18 protein-coding genes are annotated in these 20,261 nt (G+C 69.1%); 10 read left to right on the forward strand and 8 right to left on the reverse strand.

What is annotated here, in order from left to right; all coding sequences use genetic code 11:
- Nucleotides 1–21 precede the first annotated feature (21 nt).
- A complete protein-coding gene (locus L324_RS37345) occupies nucleotides 22–3,045 on the forward strand; it encodes an AfsR/SARP family transcriptional regulator (RefSeq protein WP_063624630.1) in 3,024 nt (1,007 codons plus the stop codon).
- 634 nt (nucleotides 3,046–3,679) lie between these two features.
- On the opposite strand, the gene L324_RS37350 is transcribed toward L324_RS37345, so the two are convergent.
- Nucleotides 3,680–4,030 carry a helix-turn-helix domain-containing protein gene (locus L324_RS37350; RefSeq protein ID WP_235783766.1) on the reverse strand — a complete coding sequence of 117 codons (351 nt, stop codon included), beginning with the start codon at nucleotides 4,028–4,030 and terminating at the stop codon, nucleotides 3,680–3,682.
- A 285-nt stretch (nucleotides 4,031–4,315) separates the two neighbouring features.
- Between L324_RS37350 and L324_RS37355 the strand changes: the two genes are divergently transcribed.
- Nucleotides 4,316–5,509 (forward strand): PQQ-dependent sugar dehydrogenase, encoded by a 1,194-nt coding sequence (locus L324_RS37355; RefSeq protein ID WP_037320180.1) that lies wholly within the window; start codon nucleotides 4,316–4,318, stop codon nucleotides 5,507–5,509.
- Nucleotides 5,510–5,627: 118 nt separating this feature from the next.
- The gene (locus tag L324_RS37360) at nucleotides 5,628–6,920 is read left to right on the forward strand and encodes an SON protein (protein ID WP_235783767.1); all 1,293 of its coding nucleotides are present in this window, start codon (nucleotides 5,628–5,630) and stop codon (nucleotides 6,918–6,920) included.
- Between the two features lie 94 nt (nucleotides 6,921–7,014).
- Here the strand turns inward: L324_RS37360 and argG are convergent, their stop codons facing one another.
- Nucleotides 7,015–8,463 carry an argininosuccinate synthase gene (gene argG, locus L324_RS37365; protein ID WP_037320186.1) on the reverse strand — a complete coding sequence of 483 codons (1,449 nt, stop codon included), beginning with the start codon at nucleotides 8,461–8,463 and terminating at the stop codon, nucleotides 7,015–7,017.
- Between the two features lie 344 nt (nucleotides 8,464–8,807).
- Between argG and L324_RS37370 the strand changes: the two genes are divergently transcribed.
- Both L324_RS37370 and L324_RS37375 read left to right on the forward strand, forming a co-directional pair.
- Nucleotides 8,808–10,373 (forward strand): molybdopterin-dependent oxidoreductase, encoded by a 1,566-nt coding sequence (locus tag L324_RS37370; protein ID WP_037320189.1) that lies wholly within the window; start codon nucleotides 8,808–8,810, stop codon nucleotides 10,371–10,373.
- A gap of 89 nt (nucleotides 10,374–10,462) precedes the next feature.
- Nucleotides 10,463–11,140: a fasciclin domain-containing protein gene (locus tag L324_RS37375; RefSeq protein ID WP_037320191.1), complete on the forward strand. Its 678-nt coding sequence runs from the start codon at nucleotides 10,463–10,465 to the stop codon at nucleotides 11,138–11,140.
- 76 nt (nucleotides 11,141–11,216) lie between these two features.
- Here the strand turns inward: L324_RS37375 and L324_RS37380 are convergent, their stop codons facing one another.
- The 6 genes from L324_RS37380 to L324_RS37405 form a co-directional block, all read right to left on the reverse strand.
- Complete coding sequence (locus tag L324_RS37380) at nucleotides 11,217–11,522, reverse strand: hypothetical protein (RefSeq protein WP_037320193.1); 306 nt, start codon at nucleotides 11,520–11,522, stop codon at nucleotides 11,217–11,219.
- Nucleotides 11,519–11,926 (reverse strand): Asp23/Gls24 family envelope stress response protein, encoded by a 408-nt coding sequence (locus L324_RS37385; RefSeq protein ID WP_037320195.1) that lies wholly within the window; start codon nucleotides 11,924–11,926, stop codon nucleotides 11,519–11,521. Before L324_RS37385 ends, L324_RS37380 begins: the two co-directional genes overlap by 4 nt.
- Complete coding sequence (locus L324_RS37390; RefSeq protein WP_037320198.1) at nucleotides 11,916–12,485, reverse strand: hypothetical protein; 570 nt, start codon at nucleotides 12,483–12,485, stop codon at nucleotides 11,916–11,918. Before L324_RS37390 ends, L324_RS37385 begins: the two co-directional genes overlap by 11 nt.
- Nucleotides 12,476–13,057 carry an RNA polymerase sigma factor gene (locus L324_RS37395; protein ID WP_037320200.1) on the reverse strand — a complete coding sequence of 194 codons (582 nt, stop codon included), beginning with the start codon at nucleotides 13,055–13,057 and terminating at the stop codon, nucleotides 12,476–12,478. The genes L324_RS37390 and L324_RS37395 overlap by 10 nt, the downstream gene beginning before the upstream one ends.
- A gap of 157 nt (nucleotides 13,058–13,214) precedes the next feature.
- Nucleotides 13,215–14,393, reverse strand: a complete 1,179-nt coding sequence (locus L324_RS37400) for an FAD-dependent monooxygenase (protein WP_037320266.1) — start codon at nucleotides 14,391–14,393, stop codon at nucleotides 13,215–13,217.
- A gap of 59 nt (nucleotides 14,394–14,452) precedes the next feature.
- Nucleotides 14,453–15,598 carry a CaiB/BaiF CoA transferase family protein gene (locus tag L324_RS37405; protein WP_037320202.1) on the reverse strand — a complete coding sequence of 382 codons (1,146 nt, stop codon included), beginning with the start codon at nucleotides 15,596–15,598 and terminating at the stop codon, nucleotides 14,453–14,455.
- 147 nt (nucleotides 15,599–15,745) lie between these two features.
- On the opposite strand from L324_RS37405, the gene L324_RS37410 reads away from it, so the two are divergent.
- The 5 genes from L324_RS37410 (at nucleotide 15,746) to L324_RS37430 (ending at nucleotide 20,209) form a co-directional block, all read left to right on the forward strand.
- The gene (locus tag L324_RS37410) at nucleotides 15,746–16,573 is read left to right on the forward strand and encodes an NAD(P)H-binding protein (RefSeq protein ID WP_037320204.1); all 828 of its coding nucleotides are present in this window, start codon (nucleotides 15,746–15,748) and stop codon (nucleotides 16,571–16,573) included.
- A gap of 82 nt (nucleotides 16,574–16,655) precedes the next feature.
- Nucleotides 16,656–17,804 carry a N(5)-(carboxyethyl)ornithine synthase gene (locus tag L324_RS37415; RefSeq protein WP_037320206.1) on the forward strand — a complete coding sequence of 383 codons (1,149 nt, stop codon included), beginning with the start codon at nucleotides 16,656–16,658 and terminating at the stop codon, nucleotides 17,802–17,804.
- A gap of 69 nt (nucleotides 17,805–17,873) precedes the next feature.
- Complete coding sequence (locus L324_RS37420; RefSeq protein ID WP_037320209.1) at nucleotides 17,874–18,140, forward strand: hypothetical protein; 267 nt, start codon at nucleotides 17,874–17,876, stop codon at nucleotides 18,138–18,140.
- Nucleotides 18,141–18,155: 15 nt separating this feature from the next.
- A complete protein-coding gene (locus L324_RS37425) occupies nucleotides 18,156–19,547 on the forward strand; it encodes a sensor histidine kinase (RefSeq protein WP_037320211.1) in 1,392 nt (463 codons plus the stop codon).
- Complete coding sequence (locus tag L324_RS37430) at nucleotides 19,544–20,209, forward strand: response regulator transcription factor (RefSeq protein WP_037320214.1); 666 nt, start codon at nucleotides 19,544–19,546, stop codon at nucleotides 20,207–20,209. The genes L324_RS37425 and L324_RS37430 overlap by 4 nt, the downstream gene beginning before the upstream one ends.
- The last annotated feature ends 52 nt before the right edge of the window (nucleotides 20,210–20,261 follow it).

The raw sequence follows: 20,261 nt of genomic DNA on the forward strand, positions 1-20,261 counted from the left end.
CCATGGGGAAGGGGAGTACTCGTGGAAATCGCATTCGGAATTCTCGGGCAAACGGCCATGCTCATGCACGGGAATGTGGACGTGAACTGGGCGGGCCCCCGGCCGAGGCAGGTGCTGACCGCGCTCTTGACCGCGCCGAACCGGCGGATGCCACTCGACGTCGTCGTGGACTGGGTGTGGGAAGAACACGAAAATCCCCCGCTGAACGCGCATTCCACGCTGCACCAGTACGCGGCCAGGCTCCGCCAGGCGTTCCACGAAAAATCCGTGCCCGCACAGGTGAGTGTCGGAAAAGCGGGCTGTCTGCTGGAGATCGACCCGGCGCTGATCGACCACTTCGGATTCCGGACCACCATGGACAAGGCCGTTCGATTCCGTCAGGCGGGGGAACACGATCGCGCGCTGATCGAGGCGCTCGCGGCCGTCCGGTTGTGGCGGGACGACGCCTTGTCCGATCTGCGTACCGAACGAGCCGAGGGATGGCGTACCAGCTGGATCCGCGGTGAGTGGATTCCGGCGAACGCATTCGTCGTCACCGAACAATTGGCGATCGGCCAAGCCGAGGCGGCCGTGCGGAGACTCGCGGAACTGGAACAGGCGCATCCGATGGAACTGAGCTTCGCGAAATTGAAGATTCGCGCACTGGCGGAGGCCGATCAACCCGCCGAAGCCGCGGACTTCTTCCGTGCGGCGTATGCCCGGTACCGGGAAGCGGGGGAGACAAGGGCGGCGGAACAACTGCGGGCCGTCAACGAGGAAGTGCTCATCCGGCCCGACCGGACGATTCCGCGGCGAAAGCAGCCCACCCCGGATTCCGGCGAGCACGTGATCCGGCATCTGCCCCCGGATATCGACGATGTCGCGGGAAGAACCGATCTGCTCGCCATGCTCGACGCCTGCACGACCGACACGGCGGGTGCGCCGCGGCGTGCCGTCGTGGTGGTGAACGGAGGTCCTGGAGTCGGGAAGACGACGCTGGTCGCGAAGTGGGCCCATCGCGCCGAACGACGCTATCGGCACGGCGCGGTCATGCTGGACCTTCGCGGTGACAGCCAGGCCGCGCGCGCCGACGCGGGCGAAATCATCGACACCCTCCTGTCCTTGCTCGATTTCCCGGTCGACCAAGTGGTCAACCCGATCGCGCGCGCGGCGAAACTGAGCGCGCTGCTCGCCCGGCGCTCGATGCTCGTCATCCTCGACAACGTGCGCAGCACCGACCAGGTCGCGCCGCTGCTGGGCGTCCTGTCGTCGTGCACCGTGCTGATCGTTTCCCGCTGGCGGCTGAAGTCCTTGTCGGCGAAGCTGACCCCGCCGGTGATCGAGGTCGGCCCCCTCGAAGACCGGTATTCCTCCTCCCTGCTGACCCGGCGGATAGGTCCCCGCGCGCGCGACGAGGCGGAGGGCGTCGAAGAACTGGTGCGGTTGTGCCGGGGCAACCCGTTGGCACTGACCCTCGTGGCCGAACGCGCCAGCTCACGGGCGGGCACGCGGATCGGGACCCTGGCGCATCAGTTGCGCACGGCCGACATGCTGCTGGACCTCGGCGACGAGGGAGACTGGCCGGGTACGAGCCTGCGATCCGCCTTCACCCTCTCCTATCAGGTGTTGCGGCCGGCCGAGCGGCGCGTGTTCGCCTTGCTCGGCCTGCATCCGTGCACCGAGATGACCGGGGACGCGATCGCCGCGGCCGACGGTCGCCCGGTGGGGGAGGTGCGACGGTCACTCGACATCCTGGTCGCCGCCCATCTCGTCGAACATCCCGCGGACCTGGATCGCTATCGCATCCACGATCTTCTGCACCTCTTCTCCGCCTCTCTTGCTCAGCGACTGTCCGATGTGGAGCAATGCCGAAGAAGGATGTTCGAGTTCTATCTGCGGACGGCGTTCGACGCGTATCGCTTGCAATATCCGCACAAAAGACTTCCCGACTTGCCTTCGATGGTGTTGCCGTCGACGGAACCTGTCCTGCGGACCGCGGCAGAGGCCCGACAGTGGGTCATCCGGGAAAACAAGTCACTGACCGCCATAGCGGCCGCGGCGGAATATTTTCAGATGTATGCCATCGCCTATACCACTCCCGCGTTGACCGCGGAGTTCTTCCTCATGCAGGGAAATTTCCCGGATGCCGTCGAAGGCTTGCACATCGCGGTTCGCGCGGCGAAGGCGCAAGGGGCGATAGCTCCCTGGGCATCGTGTCTGAACGATCTCGCGGTCGTGCACATGCTGGCCGGTGACGACGGCGAAGCCGAGCAATGTCTGCTGCGGGCGATGGAACTGGTGGACGCGCACGGAATCGCGATCGGCAGGATCACGGTCATGATGAATCTGGCGCGCGTGCACTTCCATGCCGGGCGGGCCGCCGAAGCGGCCGAAATGTACCGAGAGGCATTACCTCTGGCGCGGGAATCGGGCGATCCGAATCTCTGTGCCAGCGCGGAGCACCGGCTCGCCGACGCGCTCGTCGGCATGGGAGGCCACGAGCAGGAAGCGCTCGACCTGTACCGAGAGGCTTTGCGGCGCCGGGGCGAGACCGGCGATGCCACCGTACGGATCCGGACGCACGTCGCGCTCAGTCAGTTGCTGGTTCAGCTGGGACGACTGACCGAAGCGGCGAAGGAGTGCGCCGCCGCCTCCACGCTGATCGACGAGAGTCAGGACCTTCCGGTGGTCATGAAGCTGAACACCGTACTCGCCCAGTTGAAGCACGCTCAAGGCGACGACGGGGCGGCGCTGCGTCATGCTCACCGAGCGGTCGCCTTGGCTGACAGGTCGCGAAACGCGACCGGCCAGGCAAGGGCACTGGCCGTCCTTGCTCAGATCGTTTGCGACCACGGCAATCCTGACGACGCGCGAAAGCTGTGGCGGGAGGCCGCCGAGCTGTACCGCGGGCGGGCGCGATCAGCGAAGGCGGCGGCCATCGAGACGGTGCTGGCCGAGTTGGACGCGGCCGGGCCACTTGTGCCGGCGGCTCGGGAAGACGTGGGAGACACCGTGGCGATGCCTTCTCCTCACCTCCGCAGCCTCACCGGGAGGAGGTTCTCCTGAGGCGACGTGCACTGTCGCGCAACAATACTGATTGGTAATCGCTGGATGGTGTGTTCTCTCCGGACGATTTGCTACTTAGGGAGTTTTCTGACTGGACGGCGACACTCATTGGGCTGGATTGCCTGTGCCCAGCCAGGCTGGCTCGTCACAGTCCGCTGAGTTCGCGGCCGTCTTCCCCCGCGGGGTCGAAGGCAGCCTGTGATCGGCAGGCGCATACTGACCGCCATCAGGCGGTGCTTGCGGCATGGATAATCCGGCTGCGCAACACAAAGCCGCACTTCAGGCCATCGTGTGGCGTGTCGATGACCTTGGCGGTGTTCGGGGAAGCCGGGGCGGCGCGTCCGGGTGGTTCGCGCCCGCTACGCTGCTGTCGTTCTCGTCGCCTCACACATAGGGCAGGTCGAACGCTCGCCGGTGAACCCGGCCTTTTTTTCAGAGCTTTTTGATTGGGCCCATCCAGGCGCCTGACGAGGCTTCCCGTATCTCAGACCAGCAAAGGAGCGATCAACCCGTGCAGAACTACGCGGATTGGTGGATCGTCTACGGCATGTTGCGGCAGCGCTAGTCTTCGCGACGTGCCGTACTGGTTTCTCCGGGCGAACAGGTCGCCCGGAGAAACCAGGGCGAGGAGCGGCTAAGGCCGGCCTCGTGGGCGGAGAGCGACGCCCTCCGCGAGGAGGATCCGCCGTGCTTGGCTGTAACTCATGCCGTAGGCCTCCGCCAACTGCCGAATGTTTCGGCCTGACAGATAGGCGTTGACGAGTCCGGGCGGCGTAGGAGGCCGCTGCACCTTGGCGGGCCTGAGCACGACACCGGCTTCCAGGAGGGTGGTCCGGACCCTTCGATAGCTCATTCCGAGGTCTTCGGCGAGACCCTCGATCGTCGCGCCCTCGCGGTAACGGCGGACAAGCTCCCCGGTCGAGATCGGGCGGGTGTCTTCGGCCGCATCATGGGCAGCATCGTCGCCCACGCTGTCATCGGTCACCGGATCATCGCCGCCCCGCACAGCTGATCGGTTCTTCTCTGACAAAAGCAAGCCCGGCCGTCCGGGCCTTCTCCGTTCATTCCAGGTAACGACATGTCATCGCAGTGTCACACCGCTGGATGTGTGTACTTGGCCGGTTGTAAGCAGGTTCACCGGCAGGTGGGGTGACGTGCGGCCCCGTGCGCGGGGGAAACAAACCGACAAGAAGCTCGCATCCGGAGGTACCACCACTGCTCCAGCCGCTGTTGAATTGGACCAGACCATTCAACGGTGATTGGAGTCCACATGACGCGACGGCACCTTCGCCGGGGCTTGTCCCTGGTGGCCGGGCTCGCCTTGGCCGGGTCCCTCCTCCCGACCGCGAGCAGTGCTGAACCCGCGGAACCCCAGGCAGCGCGGGGTGTTCCGCTCAGCGAACTGACCGCCACGGCGACCGAGGTCGCGACCGGGCTGGTGAATCCGACCGCAATCACGGCGCTCAACGACGGAAGCGGCCGGATCCTCGTCGTGGAGAAGAGGGGCGTCGTCCGGGCCTACCATCCGCGAACCGGGCTCGCCGCCAAACCGGTGCTGGACATCAGCGACAAGGTGAACGGCGCGGACGTCGAACGCGGGCTGCTCGGACTGGCGATCGCCAGGGACCGGCGGGCCTACGTCGCCTACACCCGCAAGGCCGACAGCGCGGTGACGCTGGCGCGGGTCCGGCTGGACACCGGTGAACTCACCGAGCTGCTCACCCAGTCGCATTCCGAGTATCCCAACCACAACGGCGGGCAGCTGGCGTTCGGGCCGGACGGGTATCTGTACTGGGGGATCGGCGACGGCGGCGGCGCGGCCGATCCGCTGGCCAGCGGGCAGCGGCTGGACACGCTGCTGGGCAAGATCCTGCGCATCGACGTCAGCCGCGCGTGCCGTCCGCTGCGATACTGCGTCCCGGCGGGCAACCCGTTCGCCGGCGTCGCGGGGGCGCGTCCGGAGATCTGGTCGTACGGCCTGCGCAATCCGTGGCGGTTCTCCTTCGACCCGGCCGACGGCTCGCTGTGGATCGGTGACGTCGGCCAGGGCCGGTTCGAGGAGGTCGACCATCTCGCCGCGGGCAAGGGCGGCGCGAACCTGGGCTGGTCCTGCAAGGAGGGGCCGGTCGTGTTCAACCAGGAGCGGTGCAAGGAAGGCGTGACCTACACCGATCCGATCTTCCACTACATCTCCGGCGCCGAGGGTTGCGCGGTGATCGGCGGGCACGTCTATCGCGGCCGGAAGTACGCCGCGCTGGCGGGCGGGACCTATCTCGCCACCGACTTCTGCCAGGGCACCGCCTGGGCCGTGCGCAAGAAGGCCGACGGGACCTACGAAAGCGCCCGGATCGGTGAGTTCCCGCTCGACGCCACCACGTTCGGCACCGACCAGTACGGCGAGCTGTACCTGGCCGACGAACAGCCCGGCAGGCTGCACCGGATCTCGTTCGCCCGCAAGGGATGAGCCCGGTCCCCGGCCGCGTCCGCCCGGCGCGGCCGAGGACCCGGCCCGCGTTTCATCAAGTTTTCATCATCCGTCCCTAGCGTGAGGCCGTCTGGTGAATTCAGTGATGGAGGGCGACGTGGAGCAAGCATTCCCACCCGAAGGCGCGCAGTGGCCGCCGCCGCAGGGCTGGGTTCCCCAGCCGGATCCGGCGCCGCCCGCCCGGAAACCCCGGCGGTGGTTGCTGTTCGGCGGTATCGCCGGACTCGTGGTGGTGCTTCTCGCCGGGTTGACGACCTGGCTCCTGTGGCCGTCGAAGGCGAGCCGCGAACCCTTCGAACAGGCGCTGGCCGGACTCTCCTCGGCGCCGGCGGTGCGGAACAGCACCTCCGCGGTCGGCGGGATGATCAAGACGGACGTCAAGACCACGGCGTACGGCGAGACGTCCGGCACGATGTCGTTCCAGGGCCGGGACATCGAGATCCTGGTCGTCGGCGGCAAGGTCTATTTCAAGGCACCCGACGGGATGCTGCCCGGGGCACGAGTGGACTCTTCGGCGGCGGAAGACCTCAAGGACCGGTGGATCACCGGCGAGGAAGCGCTGTTCGGCCCGGTCCTGCAGCAGTTCGAGACGCCGGAGAAACTCGCCGCCCGCCTCGGCGAGGCGCTGAAGCGGGCGGGTGAGATCCCCGCCGACCAGAACGAGACCGTCCGCGACGTCCCGGCGATCAAGGCGAGCACGCCCGCCGGTGACCTGTACGTCTCGAAGGAGGCGCCGCACCGGCTCCTGCGGTACTCGGTGCAGGTGCCCGGCGGGATGCCGTCCGTTCCGAGGCTGCCGACCATGCCGGGGCCGGAGTCCCGGCCCCAGCTGCCTCCTGGCGCGGGTCTCGGTGAGTCCGATGTGGACGCTCTGTCACCTCAGGAGACCGACGCGGTCTACGAGGACCTGATGTCGAACACCAGGAAGTTGTCCGGCGCGGTCGACACCGGTGTGCGGTTCGACATGGACGGCGCGGCCACGGTCGCGTGCGGTGCCGCGGGCTGCACGGTCACCGCGAACGTGTCCAGCTCCGCGTCGGCGAACAGCGGCGGGAAGGTCACCGGCCAGGTCAACGCCACGATGACCGCGAACGTGACCATCGGCGGCCGCTCGGCGGGCAGCTGCCGGAACACGGCGACGCTGCCGCTGAACGGCTCGGGTTCGATCAGTTGCGTCAACGCCGGCGCGGGCGGCGTCTTCACGGCCGTCGAAGCGGAGAAGAAGGCGGACGCCGAAGCGCGGTCGCGGGCTTCGGGTGGCGTGCCGGTCCAGTATCAGATCGAGAGCATCGCGGCGGTTTCCGTGCTGGCCGAGGCGATCGGCCAGGTGGAGATCACCCGGCTGGTCGACGAACTGGCGGAGCGGCGGTCGAAGGTCGGCGGCAAGTAGCCGTCCGGCCAGAGGAGGACCGGAGAAAGAAACAGCGCCGGGCGAACGGCTTCGATGCCGCGCGCCCGGCGCTTCCGCGTCCCGGTGGTTCGGGTCAGTCCGTGCCGGATTCGATGGCGGCGTGGTCGAGCAGTTCGTCGTCGCCCGAAGCCTTGCCGCGTGAGGCGATCGCCTGGGCGCCGCCCGCGTCCATCGCCCCGATCAGCCCGGTCGACGCCGCCTGCGCTGCCCCGATCAGCGTCGGGTGGCTGCCGCCGACCATGCCGAGCCCGGCGTACTGCTCGAGTTTGGCGCGGGAGTCGGCGATGTCGAGGTTGCGCATGGTGAGCTGGCCGATCCGGTCCACCGGGCCGAACGCCGAGTCCTCGGTGCGCTCCATCGACAGCTTGTCCGGGTGGTAGCTGAAGAACGGGCCGGTGGTGTCGAGGATCGAGTAGTCCTCGCCGCGCCGCAGCCGCAGGGTGACCTCGCCGGTGACGGCCGCGCCGACCCAGCGCTGCAGCGACTCGCGCAGCATCATCGCCTGCGGGTCCAGCCAGCGGCCTTCGTACATGAGCCTGCCGAGACGGCGGCCCTCGTTGTGGTAGCTGGCGAGGGTGTCCTCGTTGTGGATCGCGTTGACGAGCCGCTCGTACGCCGCGTGCAGCAGCGCCATGCCCGGCGCCTCGTAGATCCCGCGGCTCTTGGCCTCGATGATCCGGTTCTCGATCTGGTCGGACATGCCGAGCCCGTGCCGTCCGCCGATGGCGTTGGCCTCCAGGACCAGGTCGACCGCGGTGGCGAACTCCTTGCCGTTGATCGTCACCGGGCGGCCCTGCTCGAAGCCGATCGTGACGTCTTCGGGCGCGATCTCGACTTCGGGGTCCCAGAACCGGACGCCCATGATCGGGTTCACGATCTCGATGCCGGTGTCGAGGTGCTCCAGCGATTTGGCCTCGTGGGTCGCGCCCCAGATGTTCGCGTCGGTCGAGTAGGCCTTCTCGGTGCTGTCCCGGTACGGCAGCCCGTGGCCCTGCAGCCACTCGGACATCTCCTTGCGGCCGCCGAGCTCGCTGACGAACGCCGCGTCCAGCCACGGCTTGTAGATCCGCAGGGACGGGTTCGCGAGCAGGCCGTAGCGGTAGAACCGCTCGATGTCGTTGCCCTTGAAGGTGGAGCCGTCGCCCCAGATCTGGACGTCGTCCTCCAGCATGGCGCGCACCAGCAGCGTGCCGGTGACCGCGCGGCCGAGCGGGGTGGTGTTGAAGTAGGTGCGACCGCCGTTGCGGATGTGGAAGGCGCCGCAGGCCAGCGCCGCGAGCCCTTCCTCGACCAGCGCGGCCTTGCAGTCGACGGCGCGCGCGATCTCGGCGCCGTAGGCCTTCGCGCGGCCGGGGACCGAGGCGATGTCGGGTTCGTCGTACTGGCCGATGTCAGCGGTGTAGGTGCACGGCACTGCACCCTTCTCGCGCATCCACGCGACCGCTACCGAGGTGTCGAGGCCGCCGGAGAAGGCGATCCCGACGCGTTCGCCGACAGGCAGAGAGGTGAGTACCTTGGACATGATGGAAGTATATGCATAGGTGTGTATGACCATGCAAGCCGGGGTGGGCAGCGCAACTCGGGTGGGTGGCGCGGGTGCCGGCGGGGAGACGGTGCTGAAGGGGCCTTTCCTCGCATGCGATGCGAGGAAAGCGCCCTTCACCGCGTGAGATGCGGGGAAGGGGCCCTTCGGCTTCCATCCTCGCGACCGGCTCGGGCTCGGCGGCTGTCGGCCGTGTCCGTTTCGTGACCTGTCCGCGGGCGTGCCCGCCTCGAATACTCCACGAGGCGTTCTGTGGCTACGCGTTTTCCCTTGCAGGAAAAGAAAAAACCAGTCCGTGACGATGTCGGTCGCGAATACCTCACATGAAGACTTCGCGAGCGAGCCAGGATCGACGCCTCCCGCTGCTCGGGGCGGCGGCGCTCGGCGTCGTGGCCCTCGCCGCGGCACTGGCGGCCGGGCATCTGGTCGCCGGGTTCATCAGCGCCAACGCCTCGCCGTACCTGGCGGTCGGCAACGGGGCGATCGATCTGACGCCGGTGGAATTGAAGGATTTCGCAGTCCGGACGTTCGGTGTCTACGACAAGCTCGTCCTGCTCGGCGGGATGGCCGTGGTGATGGTGCTCGCCGCCGCGGCGGCCGGGATCGCCTCGCGCCGGTCACCCGTTCCGGGGCTCGTGCTGATCGCCGCCTTCGGCCTTCTGGGCGGCTTCGCCGTCTCCCAGCGCCCGGACCTCTCCACGGCCGCGCTCCTGGCGCCGCTGGCCAGCCTGATCGCCGGGGTCGCCGTGTTCTTCTGGCTGCACCGCCTGGCCACGGCGAGGGTGCTCGCGACGGACGAGGCCTCCGACGGTGAGGCATCGCCGTCGCGCCGGTCGGTGCTGCTGGCCGGGGCCGGGGCCGTCGTCGCCGCCGGTGCGGCCGGGGCGGGAGGACAGCTTCTCGCCGGGAGTCGCGACGCCGAGTCCTCGCGGGCGGCCGTCGGTCGGCTCGTGCCGGTCCGCCCGGCGCCGCCGATCCCGGCCGACGCGGATTTCGCCAAACTGGGCACGCCGACCTTCCTCACCTCGAACCGCGACTTCTACCGCGTGGACACGGCGCTGTCCGTGCCGCAGGTCCGGACCGAGGACTGGAGCCTCCGCCTGCACGGCATGGTGCGCAACGAGACGCGGTACAGCTACTCCGACATCCGGGACCGGCCGCTGATCGAGCGCACGATCACCATGACGTGCGTCTCGAACGAGGTCGGCGGCACCTACGTGTCCACGGCGAACTTCATCGGCATCGATCTCGGCGATCTGTTGCGGGAGGCGGAGGTCCTCCCGGGTGCCGAGCAGATCTTCTCCACCAGTGTCGACGGCTGGACCTCCGGCAGTCCGGTCGCCGCCGCGCTCGATCCGGAGCGGGGCGCGATGCTGGCGATCGGGATGAACGGGGAACCGCTGCCGGTCGAACACGGTTTCCCCGCCCGGCTGGTCATCCCCGGTCTCTACGGCTATGTGTCGGCGACCAAATGGGTCAAAGATCTGGAGATCACCACCTGGAAAGCGCGCCGGGCGTACTGGCTCGACCGCGGCTGGGGTGAACAGGCCCCGATCAAAACGCAGTCCAGGATCGACAGTCCGAAAGGATTCGAAACGGTACCGGCGGGCAAGGTCCGTATTTCGGGTGTCGCCTGGGCCCAGCACACCGGCATCGACCGGGTCGAGGTCCGGGTCGGTACCGGGAACTGGTTACCCGCAACGCTTTCCCGTGAGGTGGGAGTCAACACCTGGCGGATGTGGTGGGCCGAATTCGACCTCCCGGCGGGGAGTCACCAGGCCGTCGTCCGCGCGGTCGACAAATCCGGTTACACACAGACCGACGCCCGCGCCGGAACCGTTCCGGACGGGGCGACGGGCTGGCACACCATCACTTTCACCACCCGGTGATCGGCGTCACTCGAAAGAGTGGCAATCCGATTCCGTAGCAGTTCCGAATACCCGGCAAGAACCCGAAAAAACAAATGGAGTGATTTTCCGTGAGCAAGCTTCGCGTCGCAGGAATCGGTTTCACCGCGGTCGCCGCGCTGGCGTTGGCCGCCTGCAGCAGCAACGACAGCGCTTCGTCCGGCAGCTCCAGCAGTGCCCCCGCGCCCGCCCCGTCCTCCTCGATGTCGGCCCCGATGTCCAGCGCCGCTTCGGGTGACGGCGTCACCACCAACGCCGACGTGTTCGGCCCGGCGTGTTCGAAGCTGCCGCAGGGCAGCGAGCCGGGTTCGCTGGACTCGATGGGCCCGCAGCCGGTCGCCAGCGCCGCCTCGACCAACCCGCTGCTGACCAAGCTGGTCGCCGCGGTCAAGGCCACCAACCTGGTCGACACGCTCAACAGCCAGCAGGCCATCACCGTGTTCGCCCCGGCCGACCCGGCCTTCGCCGCCCTCGGTGACGCGAAGTTCAACGAACTCGCCGGCAAGCCGGACCAGCTGGCCCCGATCCTGCAGTACCACGTCGTCGGCAAGCGTTACGACGCCAAGGGCCTGGAGTCGGCCAAGTCGGTGGAGAGCCTGAACACCGCCGGTGGCCCGGTCAAGATCGAAGGCTCCGGCGAGAACATGACCGTCAACGGCGCCAAGGTCCTCTGCGGCAACATCCCCACCAAGAACGCTACCGTCTTCGTGATCGACAAGGTGCTCACCCCCGGCACCAACAAGAACTAGTCCCCACCCCCATGATCGCGGTGGCCACACCCTCGGGTGCGGCCACCGCGATTTTTCCTTTGCCAGGGGCCGACTGTCAGGGGGTCAGCGCGGCGGCGTCCACATCGGTCACGACGAGCCGCAGACTCGCGTTCTCCCAAGCGGTTCCGGCCAGGACGGCCCGCAGGACGGCGCCCGCGGTCTCCGTCAGCGGCGGGATCGGCACGCTCAGCGCGACGACGCGGATCTCGACGACGTCCTCGGAGATGTCGACGGCCATCACGTCGAGGTCCCAGGGCAGGTTCGCCGCGGCGGCCGTGGTGGACGGCGTCGCCGGACGCAGCCCCGGCACGTCGCGGAGCGCGCTGAGCAGCGACGCGGTCAGTTCGGAACGGGCGGTCACAACAGGCCTCCACGGATTTCGATGTCCAAAACAGTCACCGAGACGGCGGAGGGGACGAGCCCCGTCGCCTCGGTGACGGCACGGCTGACCGCGCGCTGGACCGCCTGCGCGGTCGCGGCGGCCTGGTCGAGCCCGGAGACCGAGAGATCGATCTCCACCCGCACGTCCGGCGGATCGTGTTCGACGAACGCGCGGACCCCTTCGGTCGGCGCCGGTTCGAGGCCCTTGATGCGCTGCCGCGCGATCCGGGTCAGCGAACCGGCCAGCCCGCGCAGGCCGGGTTCCAGTCGTGCCACGCCGGGGACCTTCGCCGCGGCGTGCGCGGCGACGGCGGCGATCACCGGCGGGGCGATCACCGTCTCGACCAGCTGCCCGGCCGGGGCCGATGGCTGCTCACGCGTCATAGATGTCCTCCACCACCAGGTCGAGCCGGGCGAGCCGGATGCCGACGCGCGCGCCCGCGGCCGCGGTGACTCGCTCGCGGACGACGCTCAGCGAGTCGCCGTCGAAATCGTGCGCGATCGCGAGGCTCAATTCCACGTCCACGCCCGGCGCGTCCGAGGGGTCTTCCGCCGACCGGCGGACCCGGCAGTGCCGGGCGCGGACACCGTCGACGGTGTCCGCGGCGAACCGCAGCACCGCGGCGACGGCCTGGTCGCTCACCTGGACCTCACCCGGTTCGGGGCTGGCCAGCGGCACCAGGTCGCGGCGCCGCACCTCGGCGCGGACCGCCGACATGATCCGGCCGACGAGATCCGGCGACGGCTCGGTGTCGTCCTCGGCGAATTCCCTGGTCAGCCCGCGGAGTATCCGCAGGCTCTCCTGAGTCGCCTGGCAGTGCGGGCAGCCGAGTTCGTGCGCGTCCGCCCGTCCGGCGTCGACCTCGTCGAGTCGTTCCCAGACCTGTTCCACGTCCCGGCCGCACGGCAGTAGGTAGTCCTGAGTCGCGTGGTTCATCGCCATGGCGCCATCACCTCCGCCAACTGTGCTCGTGCTCGTGCGATGCGTCCGCGCACCGCCGTGGTGGTCGCCCCGATCGCCTTCGCGATCTCCTCGTAGGACCGGCCGTGGACCTCGCGCAACAGCCAGCAGGCCCGTTGCTCGGCGGTCAGCCCGTCCAGCGCCCCGGTCAACGCCGTGAGCTGCGCGTTCGTCTCCGCGGTGCGGTCCGGCCGTCCGGCGGAACCGGCGGACTCCTGCTGGTCCAGCTCGACGTCGGCCACCGGTTTCCTGGCGCGGATGACGTTCAGGCACCGGTTGGTCGTCATCCGGTAGAGCCAGCCGACGAACGCGGCGTCCTCCTGGAGCTGGTCGAGTCGTCGCCAGGCGGTGAGGAACACCTCCTGGACGACGTCCTCGGCGTCCCCCTTGTTCCCGAGCATCCGCAGCGCCAGCCGGTACATGTTCCCCTGAAAGCGCAGGACGAGCTGCTCGTACGCGCGGATCTCGCCGTCACGGGCCCGCGCCACCAGCGTGGCGTCGTCCAGCACCGTTTCGCCGGCCGCGGGCGCGGCCTCTCTCGCCGACGTCGTCATCCAGCGCACCTGTGCAGTGGCGCCATGGCGAAGCTCCCTTCACGCCACCCCCGTCCGGTGGCATCTGTAAGACACGGCTTCCCCGGAAACGTCACGCGGGAAACACGGACCAGCCGATCACGGCCTGCCGGATCGCGCACCCCGAAGTCACCCTGGGTCAGCCGCGACGGGCGAGCACGGGATAGTCGTCGAGGACGATGTCGGTGGCGAGCTTGTCGGTCATCCACAGCATCCCGCGCAGCATCAGACGGCGGCGGAACATCTGGTTGCGCAGGGCGATCCGCAGTTTCGTCGACGGCGCGAGGAACGAGCCCGCGCTGGCGCCGCGGGCGATCTTGGCGTACCCGCGGAACTTCTCCTCGTACCGCCGGAACGCCACCTCGTGGTTCCCGTCCGCCTCCGCGAGCTCGCCCGCGATGACATACGCGGCCACGACGGCGAGGCCGGTGCCGAAACCGCCCAGCGTGTTGCCGTAGGCCGCGTCGCCGAGGAGCGCGACCCGGCCGGTGTGGTAGCCGTCCATCACGACCCGGCTGAGCGAGTCCAGGTAGACGTCGTCCGACCGCTTCACCGCCTCCATCAGTTCGGGCAGCCGCCAGCCGCCGCCTTCGAACGCGGTGGTGATGATCTCTTTCTGCTGCTCCATGTCGTACCGGTCGTAGGTCAGTTCGGGGGAGGCGAAGACGAAGAACGCGGGCGCCTTGGGCCCGCCGGTGGCGGCCATGCGGCCGGGCTCGTTGTACATCAGGGAAAGGCCGCCCGCGCCGCGGAAGTCGTCGTGCTCGCCGGTTTCGACCAGGGCGTAGTAATGCCCGAGGTACCGCACGTAGTCGGCCTCGGGACCGAACGCCAGCCGCCGCACGGTGGAGTGGATGCCATCCGCGCCGAAGACGAGGTCGAACCGCCTCGGGGCGCCGCGTTCGAAGGTGACGTCGACCCCGTCGGCGGTCTCGGTCAGCGAGGTGATGGAGTCACCGAAGACGTACTCGCAGTCTCGATCCGTCAGTTCGCAGAGGATCGCGGCCAGATCGCCGCGCCGGATCTCGACGTCGCCGCCGGTGAACTCGCCGGGCAGGACGGCGAGTGGTCGTTCCTCGGCGTCGATGATGGTCTGGTCGTGGCCACCGGTCTGCCGTCGGCGGATCTCGTCGAGGATCCCCATCCGTTCCAGCACCATGCGGTGGGTGGCTCCCTTGAAGTCGACCGCTTGGCCGCCGGTGCGCGCTCCCGCGGATCGTTCGACCACGGTGACCGCGTAGCCCTGCCGGGCGAGCCAGAAGGCGAGGGCGGGCCCGGCGATGCCGGCGCCGGAGATGAGGACTGTCTTGTTCGTCATGACCGGGAGCTTCGCGGCCACCGTTGACGAAGGGCTGACGAGCCGCTGACCGTCGTTCGTCAGTCCCAGCCGGGCAGGGGCAGGATGAGTTGCCCGGGGTCGGCCGGGGGTGCGGTCTCGTACCGGGCCGGGGTCGCGGACAACCCGATCGGGTTACGGGTCAGCCGGACCGGCGTGCCGTCGGGCCGGGGGAGTTCGACCGTCGGGTTCAGGCCGAGTCGCTCCGCGAGCGCGAAGGCGCCCGCGACGTCGTTGACCTCCCCGGCGGGTACCCCGGCCGCGCTCAGTTCGGCGGCCCAGTCGGCGGCCGGGCGGCGACTCAGGTGCTCTTCCAGCAGCGTGCGGAGTTCGGCGCGGTGCTCGACGCGGGCCGGATTGGTCGCGAAACGGTCCTCCCCCGCCAGTTCCGGCAGGCCGATGACCTCGCACAGCGCGGCGAACTGGCGGTCGTTGCCGACGGCGAGGGCGATCTCGTGATCGGCGCAGGGAACGAGTTCGTACGGCGCGATGCTCGGATGCCGGTTGCCCATCCGCGCCGGGACCGTGCCGCCCGAGGTGTAGGCGCTGCCCTGGTTGACCAGCGCGGCGAGCAGGCTGGACAGCAGGTCGATCTCGACGCGCTGGCCTTCGCCGGTCCGGTCGCGGTGGCGGAGCGCGGCGAGGATCCCGACACTGGCGAACAGCCCGGCCAGCACGTCGACCAGGGCGACCCCGGCCTTCTGCGGCTCGCCGTCCGGCTCGCCGGTGATGCTCATCAGGCCGCCGACCGCCTGGATCAGCAGGTCGTACCCGGGCAGCGCCGCGCCGCCGCCCGAACCGAAACCGGTGATGGAGCAGTAGACCAGCCGGGGGTTGGCCGCGCGCAGCGCGTCCGGTCCGAGCCCGAGGCGGTCCATCACCCCGGGCCGGAAGTTCTCGACCACGACGTCGGCCGCCAGCGCCAGCGCCCGGGCCTGGGCGAGGTCGCCGGGATCGCCGAGGTCCAGCGCCACGCTCGTCTTGTTGCGGTTCACCGACTGGAAGTAGGTCGCCTGGCCGGACGCGTCGTAGGGCGGGCCCCAGCTGCGGGTGTCGTCGCCGGTACCCGGCCGCTCGACCTTGACCACCTTCGCGCCGAAGTCGGCCAGGAGCATGGTGGCGAACGGGCCGGCCAGCACCCGGGAGAAGTCCAGGACGCGCAGCGGGCCGAGTGCGGTGTCGGGCATGAGCCCGACCCTAGGTGGCCGCCGAGGGCTTTCGAGTTGTGATCGCGGTCACGAATGGCCTGATTTCCCATTACTTTCCTCTAGGTACCTACTATCCCCAGGAAGGTAGCTTCGGTCCCGTCAAGGAGAACGGACCAAGGAGAGACCATGATCGTGGTGACCGGAGCGACCGGGAACGTGGGACGGCGGCTGGTGGAGACCCTCGCCGCAGCAGGCGAAGAAGTGACCGCGGTGTCGCGCCGGATCTCGGCGGCGGACGTGCCCGAGGGTGTGCGGACCGCCCAGGCCGACCTCGCGGAGCCGGCCGGGCTGAAGACGGTGTTCGACGGCGCGGACCGCGTTTTCCTGCTGACGTCAGGGGATTTCATGGCCGCGGGCGGGAATGTCGCGGACGTAGTCTCGGCGGCGCGCGAATCCGGGGTGCGGCGGATCGTGCTGTTGTCGTCCCAAGGCGTCGGCAGTGGACGGCACGCGCCCGCGTTCGAGACGGCGGTCAAGGAGTCGGGTCTGGAGTGGACGGTGCTACGTCCCGGCGGCTTCGCTTCCAACGCTTTCCAGTGGGCGCCGTCGATCCGCGCCGACCGTGTCGTCGCCGCGCCGTTCGCGGACACCGCGCTGCCGGTGATCGACCCGCTCGACATCGCCGACGTCGCGGCCGTCGCACTGCGGGAAACCGGCCACAATGGACAGACCTACGTGCTGACCGGGCCCGAGCCGATCTCGCCGCGGCAGCAGGCGGCGGCCTTCGGCGCGGCGCTGGGGGAGCCGGTGCGGTTCACCGAGCTGACCGAAGACGAAGCGAGGTCGGAGATGTCGCGGTTCATGCCGCCGGTGGTCGTGGAGGCCACGCTCGCCATTCTCGGCTCGCCGACCGCGGACGAGCGGCGGGTCAGCCCCGACGTCGAACGGGTACTGGGCCGTCCGGGGCGGACCTTCGGCGAATGGGCGGCGCGGAACGCGGCGGCGTTCACCTGAGCCGGACACCACTCCGGGGCCCCTGACCCGACGCCGTCCGAACCGGTTGTGCTTAGACTGAGGTCTAGTTAAGGGGCCCCAAGTGGACCAGCTCACTCTCGGCGTCATTTCCCGCTCGCGCAAAGAAAACGAGCGACGGCTTCCGATCCATCCGCGCCATCTCGAGCGGATCGACCCCGCTCTGCGGCGAAATATCTACCTCGAAGACGGCTATGGGGAGCGATTCGGCATCTCTGACGAGGAGTTGATACCGCTCGTCGCCGGTCTGCGCTCCCGTGAACGACTGATCGCCGACTGTGACGTCATCCTTCTGGCCAAACCAGTGGCGGACGACCTGGCCGAGCTGAGGCCCGGGCAGATCCTGTGGGGCTGGCCGCATTGCGTCCAGGACGACAAGCTCACTCAGCTCGCCCTCGACAAGAAGCTGACGTTGATCGCCTTCGAAGCGATGAACCACTGGCGGAGCGACGGTTCTTTCGGTCTGCACGTGTTCCACAAGAACAACGAGCTGGCGGGTTATTGCTCGGTACTGCACGCGCTGCAGCTGATCGGCTCGACCGGCGACTACGGCCGCCGTCTCCGTGCCGTCGTGATCGGCTTCGGGGCGACAGCGCGGGGCTCGGTGACCGCGTTGAACGCGCACGGTATCCACGACGTGCACGTGCTCACACATCGGGGCGTCACCGCGGTCGGTTCACCGATCCATTCGGCGAACATCGTGCATCTCGACCACGATCTGAAGGGCCCGGCCGATCTCCGCCGGAGTCACGCGATCACCGAGGAGGGCAAGGTACCGCTGGCGGACTTCCTCGCCGGGCACGACATCGTCGTCAACTGTGTCCTGCAGGATCCGAAGGCACCGTTGACGTTCCTCAGCGAAGAGGACCTCGCGGCGTTCAAGCCCGGCAGCCTCGTCGTCGACGTTTCCTGCGACGAGGCCATGGGTTTCAGCTGGGCGAAGCCGACGACGTTCACGGAGCCGACCTTCGACGTCGGCGGCCTCACCTATTACGCCGTCGACCACAGTCCCTCCTACCTCTGGGATTCGGCCACGTGGGAGATCAGCGGTGCCCTGCTGCCGCATCTCGAGAAGGTGCTGGGCGGCCCGTCCGCCTGGGCCACCGATCCGACGCTCGACCGGGCCGTCGAGATCAGCGAGGGCACGATCCGGAACCCGGACATCCTGTCCTTCCAGAACCGTGAGCCGGAGTATCCGCACTCCCGGCGGTGAGCCGGTCCGATGAGAAAGTTCTCATCGGACCCTCATCGGCGGCTCACCCCCGCCGGGCACGCTGAAGGCATGCGAACCCGAATCCTCCTGCTGGCCGGGGCCGCCACCGTCGTGGTGGCGGCCGCCGGGACGTTCGCCGTGGTCACGGCCACCGCGGCCGCCCCGCCCGACCTCGGCCCGGCGGTCGTCGCCCCCGCGGGGCAGGCCGTCAGCGGGCCCGGTGAGGGCGGTGCCCCGCCGGCGGTGGTGCCGCCCCGGCTGGCCGGGCACGACGACGACCCCGATGATGACCCGGATGACGCGGACGACCACTTCGACCTCGACCTCGACGACTGAGCGGGGCCGCCGCCGATGAGCGCCCGCGCCCGGATCCTCGCGTGGGTCCTGCTGGTCGTGCTGCTGGCGCTCGCCGGGTCGCTGCTGGCGACCCGCACGGTGCTGCACAACCAGCTCGACCAGCGGCTCGACAACGAGATCGCGCACGAGGCAGGCAAGCTCCGCGCCTTCCTGGCCACCCCGGACGCCCGTCCGGCGGGTGGCCCGGTGACCGTCGAGGCCGTCCTCGGCCGTCACCTGGAACGGAACCTGCCGGAGAAGTACGAGACCTTCTTCTCGATCATCGACGGCACCGCGTCGAGGCGGAGCGCCATCGAACCCCCGGTCCGGCTCGACACCGATCCGAAGTTCGTCGCCGAACTGGCCCGCGCCACGAGCCCCGCGTACGGCACGGTCACCACCGCCGTCGGCTCCGCCCGCTACGGCGTGATCCCCGTGACCATCGAAGGCTCGCCAGGACGAGGTGCCTTCGTGATCGTCGAGTTCGTCGACCACGCCGCGGGCGAGATCAACGACGTCATCGGCGTCATGGCCGCGATGTCGGGCGCGGCGCTGGTACTGGCCGGGTTGATCGGCTGGCTGGTCGCCGGCCGCATCCTCGCCCCGGTGCGGGAGGTCCGGCTGGCCGCCGAGCAGATCGGCGAGACCGATCTGTCCCGCCGCATCGAGGTCCGCGGCTCCGACGACGTCGCCGCGCTCGGGCGCACCTTCAACACCATGCTGGACCGGCTCGAACACGCCTTCGCCGGGCAGCGTGACTTCATCGACGACGCCGGGCACGAACTGCGCACGCCGATCACCATCGTCCGCGGTCATCTCGAACTGATGGGTGACGATCCCGAGGAGAACGCGGCCACCCGGCACCTGGTCCTCGACGAACTCGGCCGGATGCAACGGATCGTGGACGACCTGCTGATCCTCGCGAAATCCGGCAGCCCCGACTTCGTCACGCCCGGCGACGTCGACCTCGCCGACCTCACCGTGGAGACACTCGCCAAATCCCGTCCGCTGGCCGAACGCGCCTGGCGGCTCGACGCGGTCGCGGAGGTCGTCGTCCGCGCGGACGGGCAACGGCTCACGCAGGCCCTGCTGCAGCTGGTCTCCAACGCCGTCCGGCACACCGGGCCGGGGCAGGAGATCGCCCTCGGTTCGGAGGTCACCGCCTCGACCGCCCGGCTCTGGGTCCGCGACACCGGCGAAGGCGTCCCGCCCGACTCGCGGAGCCGGATCTTCGAACGGTTCAAACGCGGCAGCAATTCGAGCGGAGACGACGGCGCCGGGCTCGGTCTGCCCATCGTCGCCGCGATCGCCGAAGCACACGGTGGCCGCGTCCTGCTCGACACCGTGCCCGGTGAGGGCGCGCGGTTCACCATCGAGATCCCCGTCGCAGGAGGTATGGACCGGTGACCAGTGTGCTGGTGGTGGAGGATTCCGCGCGGATCGGCGCGTTCGTCGAGAAAGGCCTGCGGGCGCAGGGATTCGCGACTCGCTGGGTCCGGACCGGTGCCGAGGGCCTGACCGAGGCCCTGACCGGGGCGCACGATCTGGTCGTCCTCGACCTCGGGCTCCCGGACCTCGACGGCGCCGATCTGTTGCGTGCCCTGCGGGCGGCGGGCCGGACCGTGCCGGTGATCATCCTGACCGCGCGGGACAGCGTCGTCGACCGGGTCGCCGGGCTGTCCGGCGGCGCCGACGACTACCTGGCCAAACCGTTCGCGTTCGAGGAGCTGCTGGCCCGCATCCGGTTGCGGCTCAGGGGAAATCCGGCGTTGGAAGCGGCGGTGCTGCGTGCCGGAGACCTCTCACTGGACCTCCGCACGCGGAAGGCGTCGGTGGCGGGGGAGGAGAAGGACCTCACCGCTCGCGAGTTCGCGCTGCTGGAGACGTTGCTGCGCCACCGCGGCCAGGTCCTGTCGCGGGAGCAGCTGCTCGGCGGTGTCTGGGGATTCGACTTCGATCCCGGGTCGAACGTGGTGGACGTCTACATCCGGTACCTGCGCGGGAAGATCGGCGCCGAACGGATCGAAACCGTGCGGGGGATGGGATACCGGCTCGGTGAATCCGGATGAGACGGTTCTCATCCGGCTCTCACGACGGTCTCTTCTCCAGGCACCACAGTGG

Origin of the sequence: Amycolatopsis orientalis DSM 40040 = KCTC 9412, from assembly GCF_000478275.1 — a bacterium.
Classification (GTDB): Bacteria; Actinomycetota; Actinomycetes; order Mycobacteriales; family Pseudonocardiaceae; genus Amycolatopsis; species Amycolatopsis orientalis.

Excerpts from the sequence above, each read along its gene's own strand:
- L324_RS37390 (WP_037320198.1), bottom strand. The coding sequence starts at position 12,485 with ATGGCGATGAACCACGCGACTCAGGACTACCTACTGCCGTGCGGCCGG.
- L324_RS37410 (WP_037320204.1), top strand. The coding sequence starts at position 15,746 with ATGATCGTGGTGACCGGAGCGACCGGGAACGTGGGACGGCGGCTGGTG.
- L324_RS37395 (WP_037320200.1), bottom strand. The coding sequence starts at position 13,057 with ATGACGACGTCGGCGAGAGAGGCCGCGCCCGCGGCCGGCGAAACGGTG.
- L324_RS37370 (WP_037320189.1), top strand. The coding sequence starts at position 8,808 with ATGAAGACTTCGCGAGCGAGCCAGGATCGACGCCTCCCGCTGCTCGGG.
- L324_RS37355 (WP_037320180.1), top strand. The coding sequence starts at position 4,316 with ATGACGCGACGGCACCTTCGCCGGGGCTTGTCCCTGGTGGCCGGGCTC.
- L324_RS37425 (WP_037320211.1), top strand. The coding sequence starts at position 18,156 with ATGAGCGCCCGCGCCCGGATCCTCGCGTGGGTCCTGCTGGTCGTGCTG.
- L324_RS37385 (WP_037320195.1), bottom strand. The coding sequence starts at position 11,926 with ATGACGCGTGAGCAGCCATCGGCCCCGGCCGGGCAGCTGGTCGAGACG.
- argG (WP_037320186.1), bottom strand. The coding sequence starts at position 8,463 with ATGTCCAAGGTACTCACCTCTCTGCCTGTCGGCGAACGCGTCGGGATC.
- L324_RS37420 (WP_037320209.1), top strand. The coding sequence starts at position 17,874 with ATGCGAACCCGAATCCTCCTGCTGGCCGGGGCCGCCACCGTCGTGGTG.
- L324_RS37405 (WP_037320202.1), bottom strand. The coding sequence starts at position 15,598 with ATGCCCGACACCGCACTCGGCCCGCTGCGCGTCCTGGACTTCTCCCGG.
- L324_RS37400 (WP_037320266.1), bottom strand. The coding sequence starts at position 14,393 with ATGACGAACAAGACAGTCCTCATCTCCGGCGCCGGCATCGCCGGGCCC.